Origin of the sequence: Microvirga pakistanensis (genome assembly GCF_004458765.1) — a bacterium.
Lineage (GTDB): Bacteria > Pseudomonadota > Alphaproteobacteria > Rhizobiales > Beijerinckiaceae > Microvirga > Microvirga pakistanensis.
This window is the reverse complement of the sequence record NZ_SPJX01000718.1, coordinates 1-16,145: the sequence shown is the minus strand read 5'-3', so window position 1 is coordinate 16,145 and position 16,145 is coordinate 1. Positions and strand designations below refer to the sequence as shown.

Annotated in this window: 20 protein-coding genes; 17 read left to right on the top strand and 3 right to left on the bottom strand. The window is 60.9% G+C overall.

Annotated elements, in window-relative coordinates; genetic code table 11:
• Nucleotides 1-23: 23 nt before the first annotated feature.
• The 9 genes from E4K09_RS28560 to E4K09_RS28530 all read left to right on the top strand — a co-directional run bounded on the left by E4K09_RS28560 (nucleotide 24) and on the right by E4K09_RS28530 (nucleotide 6,368).
• Nucleotides 24-629: an ANTAR domain-containing response regulator gene (locus tag E4K09_RS28560; RefSeq protein WP_166802545.1), complete on the top strand. Its 606-nt coding sequence runs from the start codon at nucleotides 24-26 to the stop codon at nucleotides 627-629.
• A gap of 25 nt (nucleotides 630-654) precedes the next feature.
• On the top strand, nucleotides 655-1,830 hold the full coding sequence (locus E4K09_RS31210) for an amidase (protein ID WP_134500993.1): 1,176 nt from the start codon (nucleotides 655-657) through the stop codon (nucleotides 1,828-1,830).
• Nucleotides 1,831-1,889: 59 nt separating this feature from the next.
• A complete protein-coding gene (locus tag E4K09_RS28550) occupies nucleotides 1,890-2,903 on the top strand; it encodes an alpha/beta fold hydrolase (RefSeq protein WP_134500992.1) in 1,014 nt (337 codons plus the stop codon).
• A 133-nt stretch (nucleotides 2,904-3,036) separates the two neighbouring features.
• Nucleotides 3,037-3,312 (top strand): epoxide hydrolase N-terminal domain-containing protein, encoded by a 276-nt coding sequence (locus E4K09_RS28545; RefSeq protein ID WP_280177506.1) that lies wholly within the window; start codon nucleotides 3,037-3,039, stop codon nucleotides 3,310-3,312.
• Nucleotides 3,294-4,322 (top strand): IS110 family RNA-guided transposase, encoded by a 1,029-nt coding sequence (locus E4K09_RS28540; RefSeq protein WP_134500990.1) that lies wholly within the window; start codon nucleotides 3,294-3,296, stop codon nucleotides 4,320-4,322. The genes E4K09_RS28545 and E4K09_RS28540 overlap by 19 nt, the downstream gene beginning before the upstream one ends.
• 270 nt (nucleotides 4,323-4,592) lie before the next feature.
• Nucleotides 4,593-4,691: an epoxide hydrolase N-terminal domain-containing protein gene (locus tag E4K09_RS31205; protein WP_204985803.1), complete on the top strand. Its 99-nt coding sequence runs from the start codon at nucleotides 4,593-4,595 to the stop codon at nucleotides 4,689-4,691.
• 157 nt (nucleotides 4,692-4,848) lie between these two features.
• A complete protein-coding gene (locus tag E4K09_RS29925) occupies nucleotides 4,849-5,226 on the top strand; it encodes a hypothetical protein (protein ID WP_204985801.1) in 378 nt (125 codons plus the stop codon).
• Complete coding sequence (locus E4K09_RS29920) at nucleotides 5,226-5,516, top strand: hypothetical protein (protein WP_204985800.1); 291 nt, start codon at nucleotides 5,226-5,228, stop codon at nucleotides 5,514-5,516. The genes E4K09_RS29925 and E4K09_RS29920 overlap by 1 nt, the downstream gene beginning before the upstream one ends.
• A 195-nt stretch (nucleotides 5,517-5,711) precedes the next feature.
• On the top strand, nucleotides 5,712-6,368 hold the full coding sequence (locus E4K09_RS28530) for a flavin reductase family protein (RefSeq protein ID WP_134500989.1): 657 nt from the start codon (nucleotides 5,712-5,714) through the stop codon (nucleotides 6,366-6,368).
• A 55-nt stretch (nucleotides 6,369-6,423) separates the two neighbouring features.
• Here E4K09_RS28530 and E4K09_RS28525 read toward each other — a convergent pair whose 3' ends face one another.
• Nucleotides 6,424-7,686 carry an MFS transporter gene (locus tag E4K09_RS28525; RefSeq protein ID WP_204985799.1) on the bottom strand — a complete coding sequence of 421 codons (1,263 nt, stop codon included), beginning with the start codon at nucleotides 7,684-7,686 and terminating at the stop codon, nucleotides 6,424-6,426.
• Nucleotides 7,687-7,777: 91 nt separating this feature from the next.
• Here E4K09_RS28525 and E4K09_RS28520 point away from each other — a divergent pair, with 91 nt between their 5' ends.
• Entirely contained in the window at nucleotides 7,778-8,818 is a 1,041-nt protein-coding gene (locus E4K09_RS28520; RefSeq protein WP_134500988.1) for an adenylate/guanylate cyclase domain-containing protein, read from the top strand.
• A gap of 111 nt (nucleotides 8,819-8,929) precedes the next feature.
• On the opposite strand, the gene E4K09_RS28515 is transcribed toward E4K09_RS28520, so the two are convergent.
• Nucleotides 8,930-9,568, bottom strand: a complete 639-nt coding sequence (locus tag E4K09_RS28515) for a LysE family translocator (RefSeq protein WP_134501004.1) — start codon at nucleotides 9,566-9,568, stop codon at nucleotides 8,930-8,932.
• A gap of 92 nt (nucleotides 9,569-9,660) precedes the next feature.
• Between E4K09_RS28515 and E4K09_RS28510 the strand changes: the two genes are divergently transcribed.
• A complete protein-coding gene (locus E4K09_RS28510) occupies nucleotides 9,661-10,983 on the top strand; it encodes an aminotransferase-like domain-containing protein (protein ID WP_244610746.1) in 1,323 nt (440 codons plus the stop codon).
• 157 nt (nucleotides 10,984-11,140) lie between these two features.
• Nucleotides 11,141-11,509, top strand: coding sequence for a GNAT family N-acetyltransferase (locus E4K09_RS28505; protein ID WP_244610745.1), 369 nt, complete (start codon nucleotides 11,141-11,143; stop codon nucleotides 11,507-11,509).
• 398 nt (nucleotides 11,510-11,907) lie between these two features.
• Here the strand turns inward: E4K09_RS28505 and E4K09_RS28500 are convergent, their stop codons facing one another.
• Nucleotides 11,908-12,189: a DUF2798 domain-containing protein gene (locus tag E4K09_RS28500; RefSeq protein WP_134500986.1), complete on the bottom strand. Its 282-nt coding sequence runs from the start codon at nucleotides 12,187-12,189 to the stop codon at nucleotides 11,908-11,910.
• Between the two features lie 92 nt (nucleotides 12,190-12,281).
• Here E4K09_RS28500 and E4K09_RS28495 point away from each other — a divergent pair, with 92 nt between their 5' ends.
• The 5 genes from E4K09_RS28495 to E4K09_RS28475 all read left to right on the top strand — a co-directional run.
• Nucleotides 12,282-13,199, top strand: coding sequence for a LysR family transcriptional regulator (locus E4K09_RS28495; protein ID WP_134500985.1), 918 nt, complete (start codon nucleotides 12,282-12,284; stop codon nucleotides 13,197-13,199).
• Nucleotides 13,199-13,804, top strand: a complete 606-nt coding sequence (locus E4K09_RS28490) for a TetR/AcrR family transcriptional regulator (RefSeq protein WP_134500984.1) — start codon at nucleotides 13,199-13,201, stop codon at nucleotides 13,802-13,804. The genes E4K09_RS28495 and E4K09_RS28490 overlap by 1 nt, the downstream gene beginning before the upstream one ends.
• A 100-nt stretch (nucleotides 13,805-13,904) precedes the next feature.
• Nucleotides 13,905-15,401 (top strand): amidase, encoded by a 1,497-nt coding sequence (locus E4K09_RS28485; protein ID WP_134500983.1) that lies wholly within the window; start codon nucleotides 13,905-13,907, stop codon nucleotides 15,399-15,401.
• 130 nt (nucleotides 15,402-15,531) lie between these two features.
• The gene (locus E4K09_RS28480) at nucleotides 15,532-15,897 is read left to right on the top strand and encodes a nuclear transport factor 2 family protein (protein ID WP_134500982.1); all 366 of its coding nucleotides are present in this window, start codon (nucleotides 15,532-15,534) and stop codon (nucleotides 15,895-15,897) included.
• Nucleotides 15,898-15,935: 38 nt separating this feature from the next.
• The coding region (locus E4K09_RS28475; protein WP_244610744.1) for an alpha/beta fold hydrolase at nucleotides 15,936-16,145 on the top strand (210 nt) is incomplete at its 3' end.

The following is a 16,145-nucleotide window of genomic DNA, read 5'->3' as shown; positions in this document are numbered from 1 at the left end:
CGATACGTTAGGGAATGATGGACATGGCCTCGGAACAAGCGCTTTTTCGGTCGCTGCGGGAGCTATCTATTGTGGTCATTCATCCCGAAGACGAGGACGGTCGCACCCTTCGGGACCATCTCAAGCGGATCGGCTGCCGGACGCGGCTGGTCTGGCCCTCGCCCCGCCAACTGCCGGAGGATACGGATGTCGTGTTCTTTCTTCTCACCGGCGCGTCGGAAAGTGGACCTGCCTGGCTCGATCCGCCGACGCGGGCGGTGCCGATCGCGATCTTGGCCTACGAGAACCCTGTGATGCTGGAGGCCCTTTCCGAAGCGAACGCCTACGGGATTGTCACCAAGCCAGTGCGCCCGTTTGGAATTCTCGCAAACCTTTTTCTCGCTCGCTCCCTCTTCAAGTACCAGGAGCGGCTGCACAGCCGTATCACCAAGCTGGACGAGACCTTGAAGGGGCGACGAGCAATCGAGCGGGCCACAAAGCTCTTGTCGGACCGTTACAAGGTATCGGAAGACGAAGCCTACGGTATGATCCGGCGCGAAGCCATGCGCAAGCAGCTATCTGTGACTTCGATGGCAGAGGCGGTCGTTACTACCGAGTCGTTCTACTCCGCTCCAAAACAGGACATCTGATAAGCGGATCTCCGCCCAACTCGCTATGGGGGCGGACATGACCGGGGAGACTGATCCGGCCGCTCATGGCCTGTGGCCTCTCGAGCGGCCGGCCCGGGGCGCGAGCGCACTTCTCTCAGGCCTACGTTTGACCACCAAGGATGTCTTTGACTTGGCTGGACTCCCGACCGGCGCGGGCAATCCCGACTGGCTTCGGACACATCCATCGGCAGATGAGGACGCGCTGGTCGTCAGGCAATTGGAGCATGCGGGCGCGGTCCACGTTGGACGGACCGTGAGCGACGAGCTGGCATTTTCGCTCAACGGCGAGAACATGCACTATGGGACACCGCGTAACCCGCGGGCTCCAGGCAGGATACCGGGGGGCTCCTCGAGTGGCGCAGCATCATCCGTGGCGGCCGGACTCGCAGACATCGGGCTGGGAACCGATACGTCAGGATCCATCCGAGTACCTGCATCCTATTGCGGATTGTTCGGGATCCGCCCGACCCATGGGCTGGTTTCCGTGCGTGGGGTGGTGCCGCTTGCTCCTGAGTTCGACACGGTCGGGTGGCTCACGCGCGATGCTCGGGCCCTGGCACAGGTGGGCGAGGTCTTATTGCCGCCTGCCGGGCCTGAAAAGCTGACGGATCTTGTCCTCCTCACAGATGCTTTTGACTGTGCTGATCCACGAGCACAGAAAGCGTTGGCGCCGGCGCTTGCGCTCATAAGCCGTGAGTTCCGATCGGTCGCTTCGAAGACTCTCGCAAGCGAAGGGCTCGATCGCTGGGCAGGGATCTATCGAATCGTTCAGTCTGCAGCGGTCTGGGAGACACATGGTGCTTGGTACCGCCGTACCAACCCCCGAATACACCCCAATATCGCTGAACGCATCGAGTTCGCATCCGCGATCTCCGTCGAGCAGGTGAACGACATGCGAGCCCAGGCTCGCTTGATCCGGGAGTCCATTCGGAGCCAAGTTTATGAGGGACGGGTTCTGTGCCTTCCGACGACGCCGTCGATTGCTCCGCATATAGGAGCCGCGGATCAGAGGACCCGCCAGCGCTTGCTTGCACTGACCTGCATCGCAGGGTTAGGCGGATTACCCCAGATCACAGCTCCAGCCGGCGATATTGAGAACTGTCCGTTTGGGCTGTCGCTCATCGGACCTCCCGGCAGTGACCGGGCACTCCTGTCGCTGACAGCCCGCCTCTGGCGGTAGTCACGACGCTTACATCCAACCCTGGTTCAAATCTCAGTCAACCCAAACGAGGTTTCTTCATGGACTACGACATCTATTCGCTCGGCGCGGTCACCTTGCAGAACGGCACTACACTCGAAGACTGCAGACTCGCTTACAAGACCTATGGAAACCTGAGCCGGAAGCGGGACAACGCCATCGTGTTCCCCACATGGTTCGCAGGCGATCACACGCACAACGAATGGCTCATCGGCGCGGGCAAGGCGCTGGATCCGGACCGGTATTTCATCATTGTTCCGAACCTTCTTGGGAACGGGTTATCGTCCTCGCCGAGCAATACCTTGGCTCCCCAGAATGCCGATCGGTTCCCGAATGTCACTGTGTACGATAATGTCAGGCTGCAGTATCGCTTAGTGACTGAGAGGTTTGGTATCGAGCAGTTAGCGCTTGTGGTCGGCTCCTCCATGGGAGCGATGCAGAGCTACCACTGGGCCGCTTTGTTCCCCCATATGGTGCAGCGACTGGCCCCCTTTTGTGGCTCGGCGCGGTGTGCCCGCCATACCCAGGTGTTCATCGAAGGCATTCGGGCTGCTCTCACGGCGGACAGTGCCTGGAACGAAGGTCAGTACGACACGCCGCCAATCCGGGGCCTGCGAGCTATGGCTCGTGTGTACGCCGGGTGGGGGTTCTCGCAGGCCTTCTTCCGCGAGGAACTCGATCGCAAGTGTTTGAATTTTCTTTCGATCGAAGAGTACATCACGGGGTTCTGGGAGAGGGCATTTCTTCCGCTCGACGCGAACAACCTCCTTGCCATGATGTGGACTTGGCAGAACGCGGACATCAGCGCGAACCCGCTCTATGATGGTGACTTCGATCGTGCGTTACGGGCCATAACCGCAAAGGCTGTGGTCATGCCGAGCCGAACCGATCTCTATTTTCCACCTGAGGATAGCGAACACGAGGTTGCATCCATGCCCAACGCGAGACTAGCCATCATTCCGTCAATATGGGGGCATTTTGCAGGAGGTCTTGGACGCAACCAAGATGACGTGACGTTCATTGACCACCAAATCAAGCAGTTGCTGAGCGACTAACCAGTGGAGTGGAAGCACGGCCCTCAGAGGAGATCCGTTCAGTGTCCAGGATTTCTCTCACTGAGGCATTATGACCATGATAGAAACCATCGAACATTTCCGAATCGATGCTCCCTAGGGTGGGCTCCGGGACCTGAAGGAGCGTCGCATGCGAGCCCACTGGCCTGATACCGAAACGGCTCCGGACCGTGCGCAAGGAGTGCCTCTCGCCTGCATGCAAGACCTGTGCGGCTATTGGGCTGATTGCTACGATTGGCGAGCCGCGGAGGCACGCTTGAACGGGCTGCCGCAGTTCCGGACCTTCATAAATGATGGGGTGGACGGCGCCTGCTCCCGGCAGTGCCCTTCAGGTAGGGTGATTGCCTCAGCGCCAGACAGGGAGCCGCTCCAATGCATGTCACGACAGTAGGTCTCGATCTCGCCAAGCACGTCTTCCAAGTCCACGGCATCGATCAGGATGGACAGGTTCTGATCCGCCGTCAGTTCCGCCGGGGTGAGCTCATCGGCTTCTTCCGGCGCTTGCCGCCCTGCCTGATTGGCATGGAGGCGTGTTCCACCGCCCACTTCTGGGCGCGGGAGTTGGCAAGCCTTGGCCATGAGGTCCGGCTCATGCCTGCGGCCTATGTGAAGCCCTATGTCAAACGCAGCAAAAGCGATGCCCTTGATGCGGAAGGCATCTGCGAGGCAGTGACCCGCCCGACCATGCGCTTTGTTGCGATCAAGAGCTCTGAGCAGCAGGCCGCGCTCATGCTCCACCGCACCCGTGACCTGCTCGTGCGGCAGCGGACCATGCTGGTCAATGCTCTACGAGCTCACCTTGCCGAGTACGGCGTCATCACCCCTCAGGGGCTTCCCAGCGTTCCCAAGCTCATCGAGCTGGCCGAGAAGGCACGCGGCACGGCCTTACCGGAGCTGGCATGGCGCTGCATCCGCTTGATCCTCGCTCAGATCGAGGACGTCCATGGCCGCATTGGTCAGGTTGAGCAGGAGATCCTGGCGTGGCATCGCACGAATGAGCTGAGCCAGCGCCTGAAGACGATCCCTGGCATCGGCCTGATCACCGCCAGTGCCTTGGCGGCCACCATCCCGGATCCGAGCTCCTTCCGCTCAGGCCGCCAAGTGCCGGCCTGGATCGGGCTCGTGCCACGGCAGAGCGGCACTGGCGGCAAGGTGCGGCTGGGACACATCTCCAAGCAGGGTGATCGGTACCTGCGACGGCTTCTGGTGTTGGGAGCCTCCACGCTGATGCGACATGCGCGCGGCCGGACCTCCGTGACGGCAAGGTGGATCAACGGGCTCCTGGCGCGCCGCCCGGCCAGCGTGATCAAGACCGCCATTGCCAACAAGCTGGCGCGGGTCGCCTGGGCGGTCCTCCAGGACGAGCAAGGATATCGCGCTCCGGCTGCTGCGGCCGCATAGGCGGTCTCGGGAGCTGGACGAGACGTTTGCAGGAAGGATGAGGTGGTGATGGTGTGATGACGAACCGGTCGAGCCGGGGATCAGAGCAGCCCGAAAAGGCCGTTGCGCTCAGACGCAGCATAAACGATAGGGACCTGATCCGCGAACTTCATCAGGGCCAGCAGCCATGCGGGCTGCATACCAAGGCCGAACACATGGCTGCACCCGACCAAAGCGTCAAAACATCGGTAGCCCTCTTGCCACGCAGGCGCCGTCCACACAGGTCTTAGGATCCACTTCGTTCATGTGCGGTCGCTTCACGCCGGTGCCTTGCCCGTCATCCTGACCAATGGGTGGCCCGGCCCCATTACGGAGTACCTGGGTACCTGAAGGTCATCGGGCGCTCACGGATCCCACAGCCTACGGGGTTGGAGCAGACGACGCCTTTCATGTCATCTGCCCCGCCCTGCCGGAGTATAGCTTCAGCGACAAGCCCCGTGAGGCCGGCTGGGATGACAAGCGCATCGCCAGAGCCTGGATCGAGCTCATGGCGCGGCTAGGCTATGAGCGATACAGCGCCCATGGCAGCGATTGGGGCACCAGCATAACAATGAGCATGGGTCAACATGCCCCTGAATGGCTGGTCGAGATTCATCTCAGCCCGCCGATCGCGGCTCCGGACCCCGACACCTTCCATGACCTAACTGCCCGGGAGCAGGGGGCAATCGATGCCCTGAAGCATACCGAGGAGTGGGAGTCGGGCTACTCTGCTGAGCAGTCGACCAAGCTACAGACCCTGGGCTACGCGCTTGTCGACTCACCAGCCGGTCAGTGCGCATGGATTGTCGAGAAGTTCCGGAAATGGATGGAAAGTATGGCAACCCCGAGAATGTACTCAGTCGCGACGAACTACTCGACAACGTGATGCTTTACTGGCTTACCGGCACCGGCGCCTCATCGGCTCGCCTTTATTGGGAGAGCATCCGGCAGGTGTCAGCAGGGTTCACCAAAGCGACGACTGATCACGTGGCTGTGCCGACAGGCTGCTCCCTGTACCCGAAGGAAATCCCGCGTCCCTCGCGCCGGTGGGCGGTCAAGCGCTACAACAACATCATCTACTGGAATGAGCTTGCTCCCGGCGGGCACTTTGCAGCACTCGAGCAGCCGCATATCTTCGCAAGCGAACTTCGATCGTTCGTCAGCCTAGTCCGATAAGAGGCAGGCTCATGAGAACAGACGCGTTGCCTCTAGGGTGAGATTGTCCGCTCGCCAAAGAGACCGCACCGGATCATATCTCGCAGTCAGATTGCTCAGGGATACTTCGGCCGCTACCGAAGTAGAGAGACGTTCATCTGCATTCCGATGTGCAAAGTCTGGCATGAGCATACTATATGTGAGGCCATTCTGCCGATGACCGATTCTCAGGCGCCCGAACGCACCGTCCCGTCCCATCGTGTGATCAATCCGTCCGTCCTCTATGTTGGATCGCCAGTCGCTCTGATAACCTCGCTCAATACCGACGGCAGCCCCAACATCTCCCCCATGTCGTCCGCCTGGTCTCTTGGAGATCGTGTCATTCTAGGCCTGTCGACCGGAGGCCAAGGCAGCGAGAACATCGTCCGTGAAGGCGAATGCGTGATAAACTTCGCTCCAGCCCATCTCTGGGAGATGGTCGAGCGCCTAGCCCGAACCACTGAACGCAATCCGGTGCCGGCCCACAAGGCTGCAATGGGCTACTATCACGAACCTGAGAAATTCGAAGCCGCCGGCTTGACCCCGTTGCCGTCCGACCTTGTGGCTCCGCCGCGCATTGCGGAATGCCCGCTTCAGTTTGAGGCTAAGGTCGTGGTTGCCCGTGCTCCGGGAGGAGGTACCTGGGAGATCGGATCGGAGCATCCGTTCGCGATCGTCGAACCCCGCGTGATACGGGTTCACGCTCATGAGGATGTGACCATCCCCGGCACAAACCATATTGATGTCAGCCGGTGCCACCCGCTGCTGTATGTATTCCGGCACTATGTCGCAGCGGACAGAGACCTGGGCCGAACCTTCAAGGCAGAAGTATAAAACTGGTGGACGAAAGCTGATGTAGGCTTCCATATCACCCATTTGTTGTGTGTCTTCAGGAGTGCTTGGACGCGAGCACGCGCGCTGCTGCCATGCTGACCAGAATGAATGGCAACGCGACCGCAAAGGACCAGCGGATACCCCAATGCTCGGCTACGAACCCGAGGGCTGCAGGTGCGACCAGGAAGGTCACAAAAGAAATCTGTGCAAGGGCCGCGACATTCACCGCAGCAGGGCGGTCGGTGCGCAAGGCCGCGGCGGACATCGCTATCGGATAAACAGCGCTGATCCCAACGCCGATCAGCCCAAAGCCCACGAGCGCAATCCACTCGTGTCCTGCGGCTACGACCAGCGCGGTGCCAAGGCCAGCGACGGCTAAAAGGATCCTGGCTACCATTACCGGATTGTTTCGGCCGACAAACCCATCAGCGACAAAGCGCACTAGAGCTTGAGCGCCCGCTCCAATGGCAACCGCGAGCCCGCTGAGAAAGGGAGACGCGGCAAACTGCTCACGCATATAGATGCCTGACCAATTGAAGCCCGCCCCCTCCAGCACCATCGCCGGCAGGACGATGCAAACCAGGATCAGAATGGGGCCGCTCGGGCGCACAAAGGCGGGCAATGGTTGGACGTTTGCGCAAGCTCGCTCCGGGGCCGCTTGGAAGGATCGCAGAACAAGCCACGTTGCTGCCGAGACAAGCACTGCAGCCAGGCCCAGATGCCATCCACGCGTCAGGCCTAGTTGAGCCAAAGCGGCGCCCGCCAGGCTTGAGACGAAGAACCCGAGGCTCCAGAAGGCATGGGCGCGGCTCATAATACGTCGTCCGGTGGCATGTTCTATCCGGCCGGTCTCCAGATTCACGACGATCTCGATTACCCCGAGAGCCAAGCCGGCGGGGACGAGCGTCAGGAGCAGCATGAGAGGTGTAGGGGCGAGAGTTGCAGCGGCGTAGAACATCGACAGAAGGGGCAGGCACAGGAGAAGCGTGCGCCGATGCCCGACACGTTCCACGATCGGTCCCGCAAAGGTCAGCGCGACCAGCGTTCCCACGGAGGTGCCGACGAGCGCTCCTCCAAACGCGCCTTCACCAGCGCCTAAGGCCAGCTGCAGATCCGGTACTCGGGCAAAGAAGGTGCCCGAGCAGGATGCGAACATGAAGAACAACACAAACACACGCCGCTGCGGAGTTAGGCTGGCGGGAGCACGTCTCCAACGAGTTCTCGGGATGTCCACCTTCATTACTGATTGCTTCTCCGGGTCGACGATGGCGCCGGATGTCGGTTCGGCTACCTCACGAGTAATCGTTTCAGTTTTCACTCAAACACTCATCTTCTCCTTTACAACATGAAGCTTGCTCGGGCACATATTTTGCTCGCGTGGATCGAGGGTGTTGCAGGACGCGAAGTTTATGAGCCAGACAACCAGCCAGTCGGCAGTCATTGCCGTCATCATGCTTGTGTGCCTGTCAGCTGGCCTGGCCTATGATCGGTTCATGGGAGCTAATGGGCCTCTGATTTCCATCATATACGCGCTTTCAATGGGCGCGCCGCTCGCTGCCTACGAACTTGGCGCTCTCCTGCCGAAGTGGCGTTATCGCTTGCGGCGAATGCCGATCCTGGTGTCTGTTCCCCTTGCAGAGATCACCTACCTGGCTCTCGTCTGCGCCGGTCACTTCGCAGCTGGGTCGTCCCTATGGGGCGTTGGATTGCTTTCGGATGGGTTTACGGCGGCAGCCATTCCAAGCGTTGGCGTACTCGTCTACGCCCTCGTCGTATCGGCGGTGATCGTCTCGATCATCAAGGTTCGTGACCTTCTCGGGAGCGAAGTTCTGGTGAACCTGCTGGTCGGGCGATACCATCGGCCGGTCAGCGAGGAGCGCGTCTTTCTTTTCGTCGATATCGTCGGCTCCACGGGTTTTGCAGAAGCCCATGGGGCGCTGCGGGCGCAGGAGTTACTTGCAGCCTTCTTCGCGGTGCTGGCTGATCCTGTGGCAACTTGTGGAGGAGCGATCGATGACTACGTGGGCGACATGGCCATCGTTTCATGGCCACTCAGTCGCGGGGTGGAGAGGGGCCGATGCGTTCAGTGCATCTTCGCTATCCAGGATGCACTTGCTCAAGATGCTCAATGGTGGATCAGGAGGTTCGGGTGCTTGCCGAGATTTCGCGCCGCCCTTCACGGCGGGCAGATCGTGACCGCTGAAGTCGGCGTTGATCGTCACAAGATTACGTATTTCGGCGACACCATCAACACGACAGCCCGGCTTGAGGCACTTTGCCGTGAGATAGGTGCGGATGTGCTGATTTCGGCAGACCTCCTTTCCCGGTTGGAAGACCTCCCGCCACATATCCATGTTAGAGCGCTTGGCGAATACACGATCCGGGGGCGTGGGAAGCCAGTCGTGGTATCCGCATTGGAGCGGCGGATATTGGAGCAGGTTGCGGCATGACTGTGACCTGCCAGTTGTTCGGTCGATCGCACGAGCATGAACTGAGATCATCGCGCGATTGCTGCGGCTGACGGCGCAACGTAATGTAACTACAGTTCGCCGAAGGGTATGTCATGCAATCCGCCGATCAAGCGCGAGCCGCACCGCCAACCCTGTCAATACGCTTGCCATAACCCAGCGCTGTGCCGTCAGCCATTGAGGATGGGTGCGAAACCACGCTGCGACGGAACCGGCGGCAAAAACGATGCAGAGATTGACGGTGAAACTCACGGCGATCTGGGTGGAACCCAGCAAGATGCTCTGGAGGAGCACCTGACCTTTCGCTGGATCGACGAACTGCGGCAGGAGCGAAAAGTATAGAACCGCGATCTTCGGATTGAGCAGGTTGGTGACAAACCCCATTGCAAACAGCTTGCCGGGCCGGTCGGCCGGCAGGTCCGAGCGCGACTCAAGCACCGAGCGGGCTCCCGGTTTGATTGCGTTCCACGCCAAGTAGAGCAGGTAGGCGGCGCCCGCCCACTGGATCGCTTCGTAGGCGAACGGCACGGCAAGGAGCAGCGCCGTCAGACCGAAGGCAGCGCATAGCATGTAAAACACGAACCCGAGGATGACCCCGAGCAGCGAGATGAACCCGGCCAGACGCCCCTGCATGATTGAGCGCGTGATGAGATAGATCATGTTGGGCCCGGGAGTGAGCACCATTCCGAGGGCGACGAGGGCGAAGGCGACCAGACTGGCGGCGGGAACCATTGCGATGCGTCTTCCTGCTTGCTTCGGCGATGACATTGCCGCAGGTTCCTCACTCGGAGCAATCAGAACATTGCCCTCGGAGCAATTCTGCCGTGAACGACTATCGCGTGATCGCCGATACAGTGGCCGCTGATATTCTTAGTGGGTGTCTGAAGCCCGGTGATCGGCTCCCGCCACAAAGGGAGTTCGCCTACCGCCGCGGGATTGCTGCGTCGACGGCCAGCCGCGTCTACGGAGAACTGCTCCGTCGTGGGTTGGTTGTGGGCGAAGTTGGCCGTGGAACATTCGTGCGGTACGTACAGACCTCGTCCGGTGCGGCCCTCGCAGAGCCGGCCGAGGCCCCGGTTGATCTCGAATTCAACTTCTCCGCACTGCCGGACCAGAATGCGATCCTTGCAGCCTCTGTCGCTGATCTCCTGAACTCGAAAAGGATGGGTGGAGTTCTGCGCCCGATGGGCGTACGCGCCACGGAACACGCGCGAACGGTTGCCGCCGGCTTCCTCGGACGGGGAGCCTGGGCTCCCAATGCTCCTAGTGTCCTGTTCACTGGCAATGGACGACAGGCCATTGCCGCAGCAATGGCCTCGCTGGCAGGGCCGGGAGAGCGCGTCGGGGTGGAAGCGATCACCTATCCCCAGGTGAAGGCGATTGCCGAACAGCTTGGCATTCTCCTGGTGCCGCTTGCCATGGATGGGCAGGGCCTGCTGCCCGACGCCATTCTCCGGGCGCACGCGGCGACTCGTCTGAGCGGCATCTATCTCCAGCCGACCCTGCACAATCCCCTCGGCAACACCATGGACGTGGCACGCCGTCAGGACATTGCCGCAGTCCTTGAGACAACAGGGATCACCGCGATCGAGGACACCATCTACGGTTTCCTGGCGGACGAGAGACCTCTGGTGGCCTTCGCGCCAGAACGTGTCATCCTCGTCGACAGCCTATCGAAACGGTTGTCGCCGGGGCTCACCCTTGGGTTCATCGTCGCCCCGCACGCCCTTCTCGATCAACTTATTGCAGCTGTCCAGTCGGGTGCATGGGCCGCCCAGGGATTCGCCGTAGCGGTGGGCGTGCGATGGATGATGGATGGGACGGTGATGCGTTTGCAGCGGGCCAAGAGAGCAGATGCCTCTGCCCGACAGGCGCTCGCTCGCAAAGGCCTCAAGGGCTTTTCCGTCAGGAGTGACCCGCGGGCCTATCACCTCTGGCTGGACCTGCCGGAGGCCTGGAGAGCGGAGGCGTTTGCCGCGGCGGCGCGGCGGCATGGCATCGCCGTCGTAGCGGGAGAGGCATTCGCGGTCAGCCCTGGCCATGTCCCCAATGCGGTTCGGCTCGCGCTCGCATCACCATCTCGGGTTGCACTGGCGGATGCGCTGAAGACCCTGCGTCGACTTCTCGTGAGTCCACCTACGCCTTAGCAGCATCGGACACACAGGACAGCTCAGCCGGTTGCAGGAGCATCAAATGCCTGAAACTTGCACTGTCGTCGTGCCGAACCGACCTGTCTGGTATTGATCGCATGACGTTCACAGGGTCCTGAGAGCGATGATCGGATCGATATAAGGGATGCGAAAGTTGGAGTATTCGGTCCGTCTTGAAGAGCGCGATGCGCATAGAATCCGCCAGATTACGGGAGTGTTCTTGGCGGTCGCGGAGCATAGCAGCGGCACCGAAAGAGCTATGATCGACACTCTTCGCATGGCTCACGCTCTTACGGTGTCTCTTGTGGCCGCCAGAGATGGAGATATTGCCGGACACGCAGCCTTTTCACCAGTTAAAATTGATGGGCTGGACGTTGGGTGGTTCGGCCCTGGACCTGTATCGGCAGTGCCGGGTCTTCAGGGGAAGGGCATCGAAGGAGCTCTGATTGAAGAAGGGCTGAAGCGATTGAAGGCGGGTGGTTCGAAAGGCTGCGTTGTCCTCGGCGACCCAAAATTCTATTGAAGATTCGACTTCGAAAGGGATGCAGCCCTGAAGTTTGCGGAAGTCCCAGCGCAGTACATCATGCGTATCTCGTTTGATGGCTGCCCTGCCGCGGGCGGTGTCACCTACCATGACGGTTTTACCATTCCTGATGACGGTAGCTGGATTGGCCGGGGAGCCCCTTGAGATTGTTGGCTCTATGCTCAGTGAGGCAGCGGCGCTTTCGCGCCGACCCTGCCGAGCCTTTGGACTGAGATGCCGAATGAACCGATCTTGTCCACGAGATCATGCTGAGTGCTAGCGCCTGTCGGATGGTGCCCCCAATCGGTGTAGCGGCATGCAGCCAATCGTGTTGGCGAAGGATCTTCTGATGGACCTCGACTCGTTCTTTGCTGCTCCGGAAGGTCTCTTGCCTTGCCTCAAGGCTTAGGGGTCTCCACAATTGCCGCGACGATCCGCCTGACCAGCGGCATCACAAGAAGGGCCGTGGGAAAGGCGATAACATATGACATACCCCAGGCTTCCAAGATCCGCGCCCCAACCCCGGGCGTGATGCCAACAGCTCTGAGTGTCGCGATCGTGGAGACGATACCCGACATGAGCAGCGACAGGATCATGGGAAACACGACTGCCTGCGCCCGTGCCGGAAGCTTCCTAGGCCGCAGCGTGGTCGAGATTTGTGGTGCGTGTGTGATGGGCATCTCCAATCTCCTTGGTGATGGCGGGACTTTGCCAGACCACGTTGCTGTGCGAAATTCCCTGAGTTCTCACATGAGGTGTGCAGGAATCGGGAATGTTCGACTGGGATGATCTTCGGCATTTTGCGGTGCTGGCCGACGAAGGGAGCCTGTCGGCTGCCGCACGACGGCTTCGTGTCGAGCATGCGACAGTGGCCCGCCGGGTCGCGGCCCTTGAGGCGGCTGTGGGGGTTAAGCTGGTCGACCGGAGGTCCGGGCGCTACGTCTTAACCCCTGATGGGGACCGGGTGGCCGAGTACGCTCGGAGGATCGAGGCCGAGACCCTTTCGCTGGAACGGATGGTGCTGGCGCGCCGGACGGGCTTCCCTGCCGAGGTGTCCGTGAGCGCCCCGCCACTCGTTGCCACGTTGTTGATTGCACCGCGTCTCGCACGCTTGCGACAATCCCATCCAGACCTGCGGCTTCGCCTTCTTGGCGAGAACAGGACCGTCTCATTGCAGCGCCGGGAGGCGGACATTGCCCTGCGCTTGGTCCGCCCCAGTGACAACACGCTCGTGACGCGGAAGGTCGGGTCGATCATCTATGCGCTCTACGCCTCTCGGCGCTATCTTGCCTTGCGAAGAGAGTGCGACTTCGAGTTCATCGCTTTTGACGAAGCTCTCGACAACGCTCCCCAGCAGGTCTGGCTGAGGAGGATCGCAGGGGATCGGCCGATCGTGCTCCGGACCAATGATCTCGCCATCCAGCGTGCCGCGGCAGAGGCCCAGGTTGGAGTTGCCGTCCTGCCCACCTTTGTCGGCGATAGCGGCGACTTGCAACGGCTGGAGACGGGGCAAGCCCCAATCGTGCGAGACGTCTGGCTCACCCTCCATCGCGATCTTCGGGCGAACGCTGCGGTAGCCGCAACCGCGGCGTTCATCGCCGACTGCCTGCGTCAGGAGAACAGATCAGCCGAGCGTTCTGTGACTGACATGAAAAAGCGAGGCATAGACTGGCCGCGAGCGGGGGAGTGATGGCGCAGTATCTTAAGGAGAGTGTCCGCAACGATATTGCGCAAGCGGCGCTTCGGGTCTTCGCCCGTGACGGCTATGAGGGCGCCAGAATACCGGACATCGCCGCGGCGGCCGGCATATCTACCGGTAACGTCTACCGTTACTTCAAAAGTAAGGACGAGCTTTTCTATTCTGTCGTCGATCAGAAGTTTGCCGCATCCTTCCTGAGGGTGCTCCGCCGGCGCGTTCGAGCGTTGCAAGCAGTAGACAAGGCTGACGATTTGACGTCGAAGAACGCAGCGGACGCGCTGCTGGAATTCTGGATCGAGCACCGGCTTAAGGTCGTCGTCATTCTTTCGTGTGCGCAAGGTTCGGCCTATGAGAGTTTCCCCCGCAAGGTCGTTCGCGAGCTCGCCCGCCTCACAACGGCTCACTTCGCAAGGGTTGGCTTACCTCCCTCTCTGGATCAGCATCGCACTTTTGTGCTGGAGCATATCTTTCAGAATACTGTGTTGATGATCGTCGCAATCCTGCGGGACTCACACGACGAAACGACGCTCCGCGCGCGGTTCGAGGCGTTCTGGCGCTATCAGCTCGCGGGCCTGCACAGTCTTTTTACCGCCTGAGTTGCCCTCCTGCCGGTGGTGACCGACGCCCCTACGGTTGACAGGTTTATGACCTTGTCCAATAAATGAACTTGCGATTCACTATTCGGCAATCATCGGGATGTCTGAGTTTGCGCTGCCTGCCTCGAAGAACAGTTTGCCGCCTGAGAGGCTAGGCAAGATCGGACAGTCATCCGAGCTGTTCAAGCTGGATGCGACCGCACAGGCGGAGCTCATCGCACGAGGCGCGATCAGCCGGATTGAACTGGTCGAGGCGACGATCCAGCGGATCGAAGCGCTTAACCCCGAGCTCAACTTCCTGGCCGGTTATGATTTCGATCGTGCACTCGATTTCTCGCGGACTGATCAGCGCACCGGTCCGTTCGCGGGCGTGCCACTCCTGATCAAAGATACCCTGGCTTATCCGGGGCTGCGTCATTCCATCGGTTCACGTCTGCTATCCGGACAGATCGCCAGCGAAGCGTCGGACTATGCTCGCCGGATCGAAAACGCTGGGTTCGTGATCCTCGGCAAGAGCACGACATCTGAATTCGGTCTACTTGGCTCGACGGAGAGCCTGCTTGAGGGTGTCACCCGCAATCCGTGGGCGCTCGATTGTTCACCTGCCGGCTCCTCGGGCGGCGCTGCCGCAGCTGTCGCCAGTGGCGCGGTACCGATAGCCCACGCTTCCGATGGTGGCGGATCCATCCGCATTCCGGCCTCCGCCTGCGGCCTATTCGGCCTGATGCCAAGCCGCGGGCGCAACGTTTCGGACCATGTCGGGCCAAGCCCTTTTCCAGTCGAACTGATCCCACAGCATTGTCTCTCACGCAGTGTGCGGGATAGCGCCCGTCTTCTCTCACTGACCGAGAGGCAAGGGGCGAGCGCGTGGCTCCCACCAGTCGGTTACGTTGCCGGCCCAGATCGCCGGCGGCTGAAAATCGCGCTCTACACGACCACGCTCTGCGGCGACGAACCCGATCCTCAGGTCCTCCAGGCTGCCGAGGAGACAGCGTTGCTATGCGCAAGTCTCGGGCACGAGGTCGTGCAGGCGCGCCCGCCTGATGTCGACGGTGATGCCATTGGAGACGCGTTCTTCACCATCGCCGGATCTTTGCTCAGCGGACTGGAGCAGCAGGTCAGCCGGAACCTCATGCGGGCTGTGGACGACACGCTGTTCGAGCCCTTCACGCTGGACCTAGTCGACTGGTACCGGCGCCGGCCTCGGGGAGCCTTTGAGCGGGCGCTTCAGACCTTAGAGGAGGGAGCACGTGTTATCGAGGCATACTTCGAAACCTACGATGTGGCGCTCAGCCCGACGCTCGCCCTCCCGCCGCAACCCATAGGCTTCCTGGCGCCCACGCTCAGCTTCGAGGAGGTGTTCCGGCGTACGAAGCGGTTTGTCGGCTACACGCCTATCCACAACCAAGCAGGTGTGCCGGCGATGTCGGTCCCACTCCATTGGACACCGGAAGGACTGCCCGTCGGCAGTCATTTTGCGACTAAGCTCGGCGGCGAGGCGTCCTTGCTCGCGCTCGCATACGAACTTGAAGAGGCAAGGCCCTGGCGCGATCGTTGGCCAAGGCCCGCCGCAGCTTCCAAGACACCCGCAGGCTGATGAACCTAAATCGCTGAACAGTCAGTCACAGCCCTGATTTCCATTACCTGTGGCGTAATCGACGCCCTGTGCGGTCTCAGCAATGGTGCTCGTGCCGGGGCTGATCCCGCGACCTACCAGGAGACTTCCCATGTCGGATTCTAACACCATCGCTCATCGCTACATCGCCCTCTGGAACGAAACCGACCAGGACCGCCGGAAGGCACTCCTGGCGGATCTTTGGAGCGAGAACGGCTGCTACCTCGACCCACTTATGCAGGGTCAAGGCCATGAGCAGATCGATGCCTTGATTGCGGGCGTGCACGACCAGTTCCCCGGCTTCCGGTTTGCCCTTGTCGGCAAGCCCGATGGTTACGCCGATCAGGTGCGCTTTTCCTGGCAACTCGGGCCTGAGGGCCGCGATGGCCCCATCAAGGGCACCGACTTCGCCACCCTGGAGAACGGCCGCCTCAAAAGCGTGGTCGGCTTCCTTGACCAGGTGCCGGCTGCCGCCTGAACCGATGTATGTGCCCCAAGCCAAAAGAGAACGCGCCAATGACTGCTGCAATCAGGCCCGCCCATGGTCTGTGCCCGAACACCATCGTGACCGCACAAGGCGCCGTCCTGTTCTACCGGGACTGGGGCGCCGGGTCCCCGGTCCTGTTCCTTGCGGGCTGGACGCTCAATTCGGACATGTGGGCCTACCAGATGGAGCCTCTGGCCCGGCAGGGCTTCCACTGCATCGCCTACGACCGGCGGGCGCAT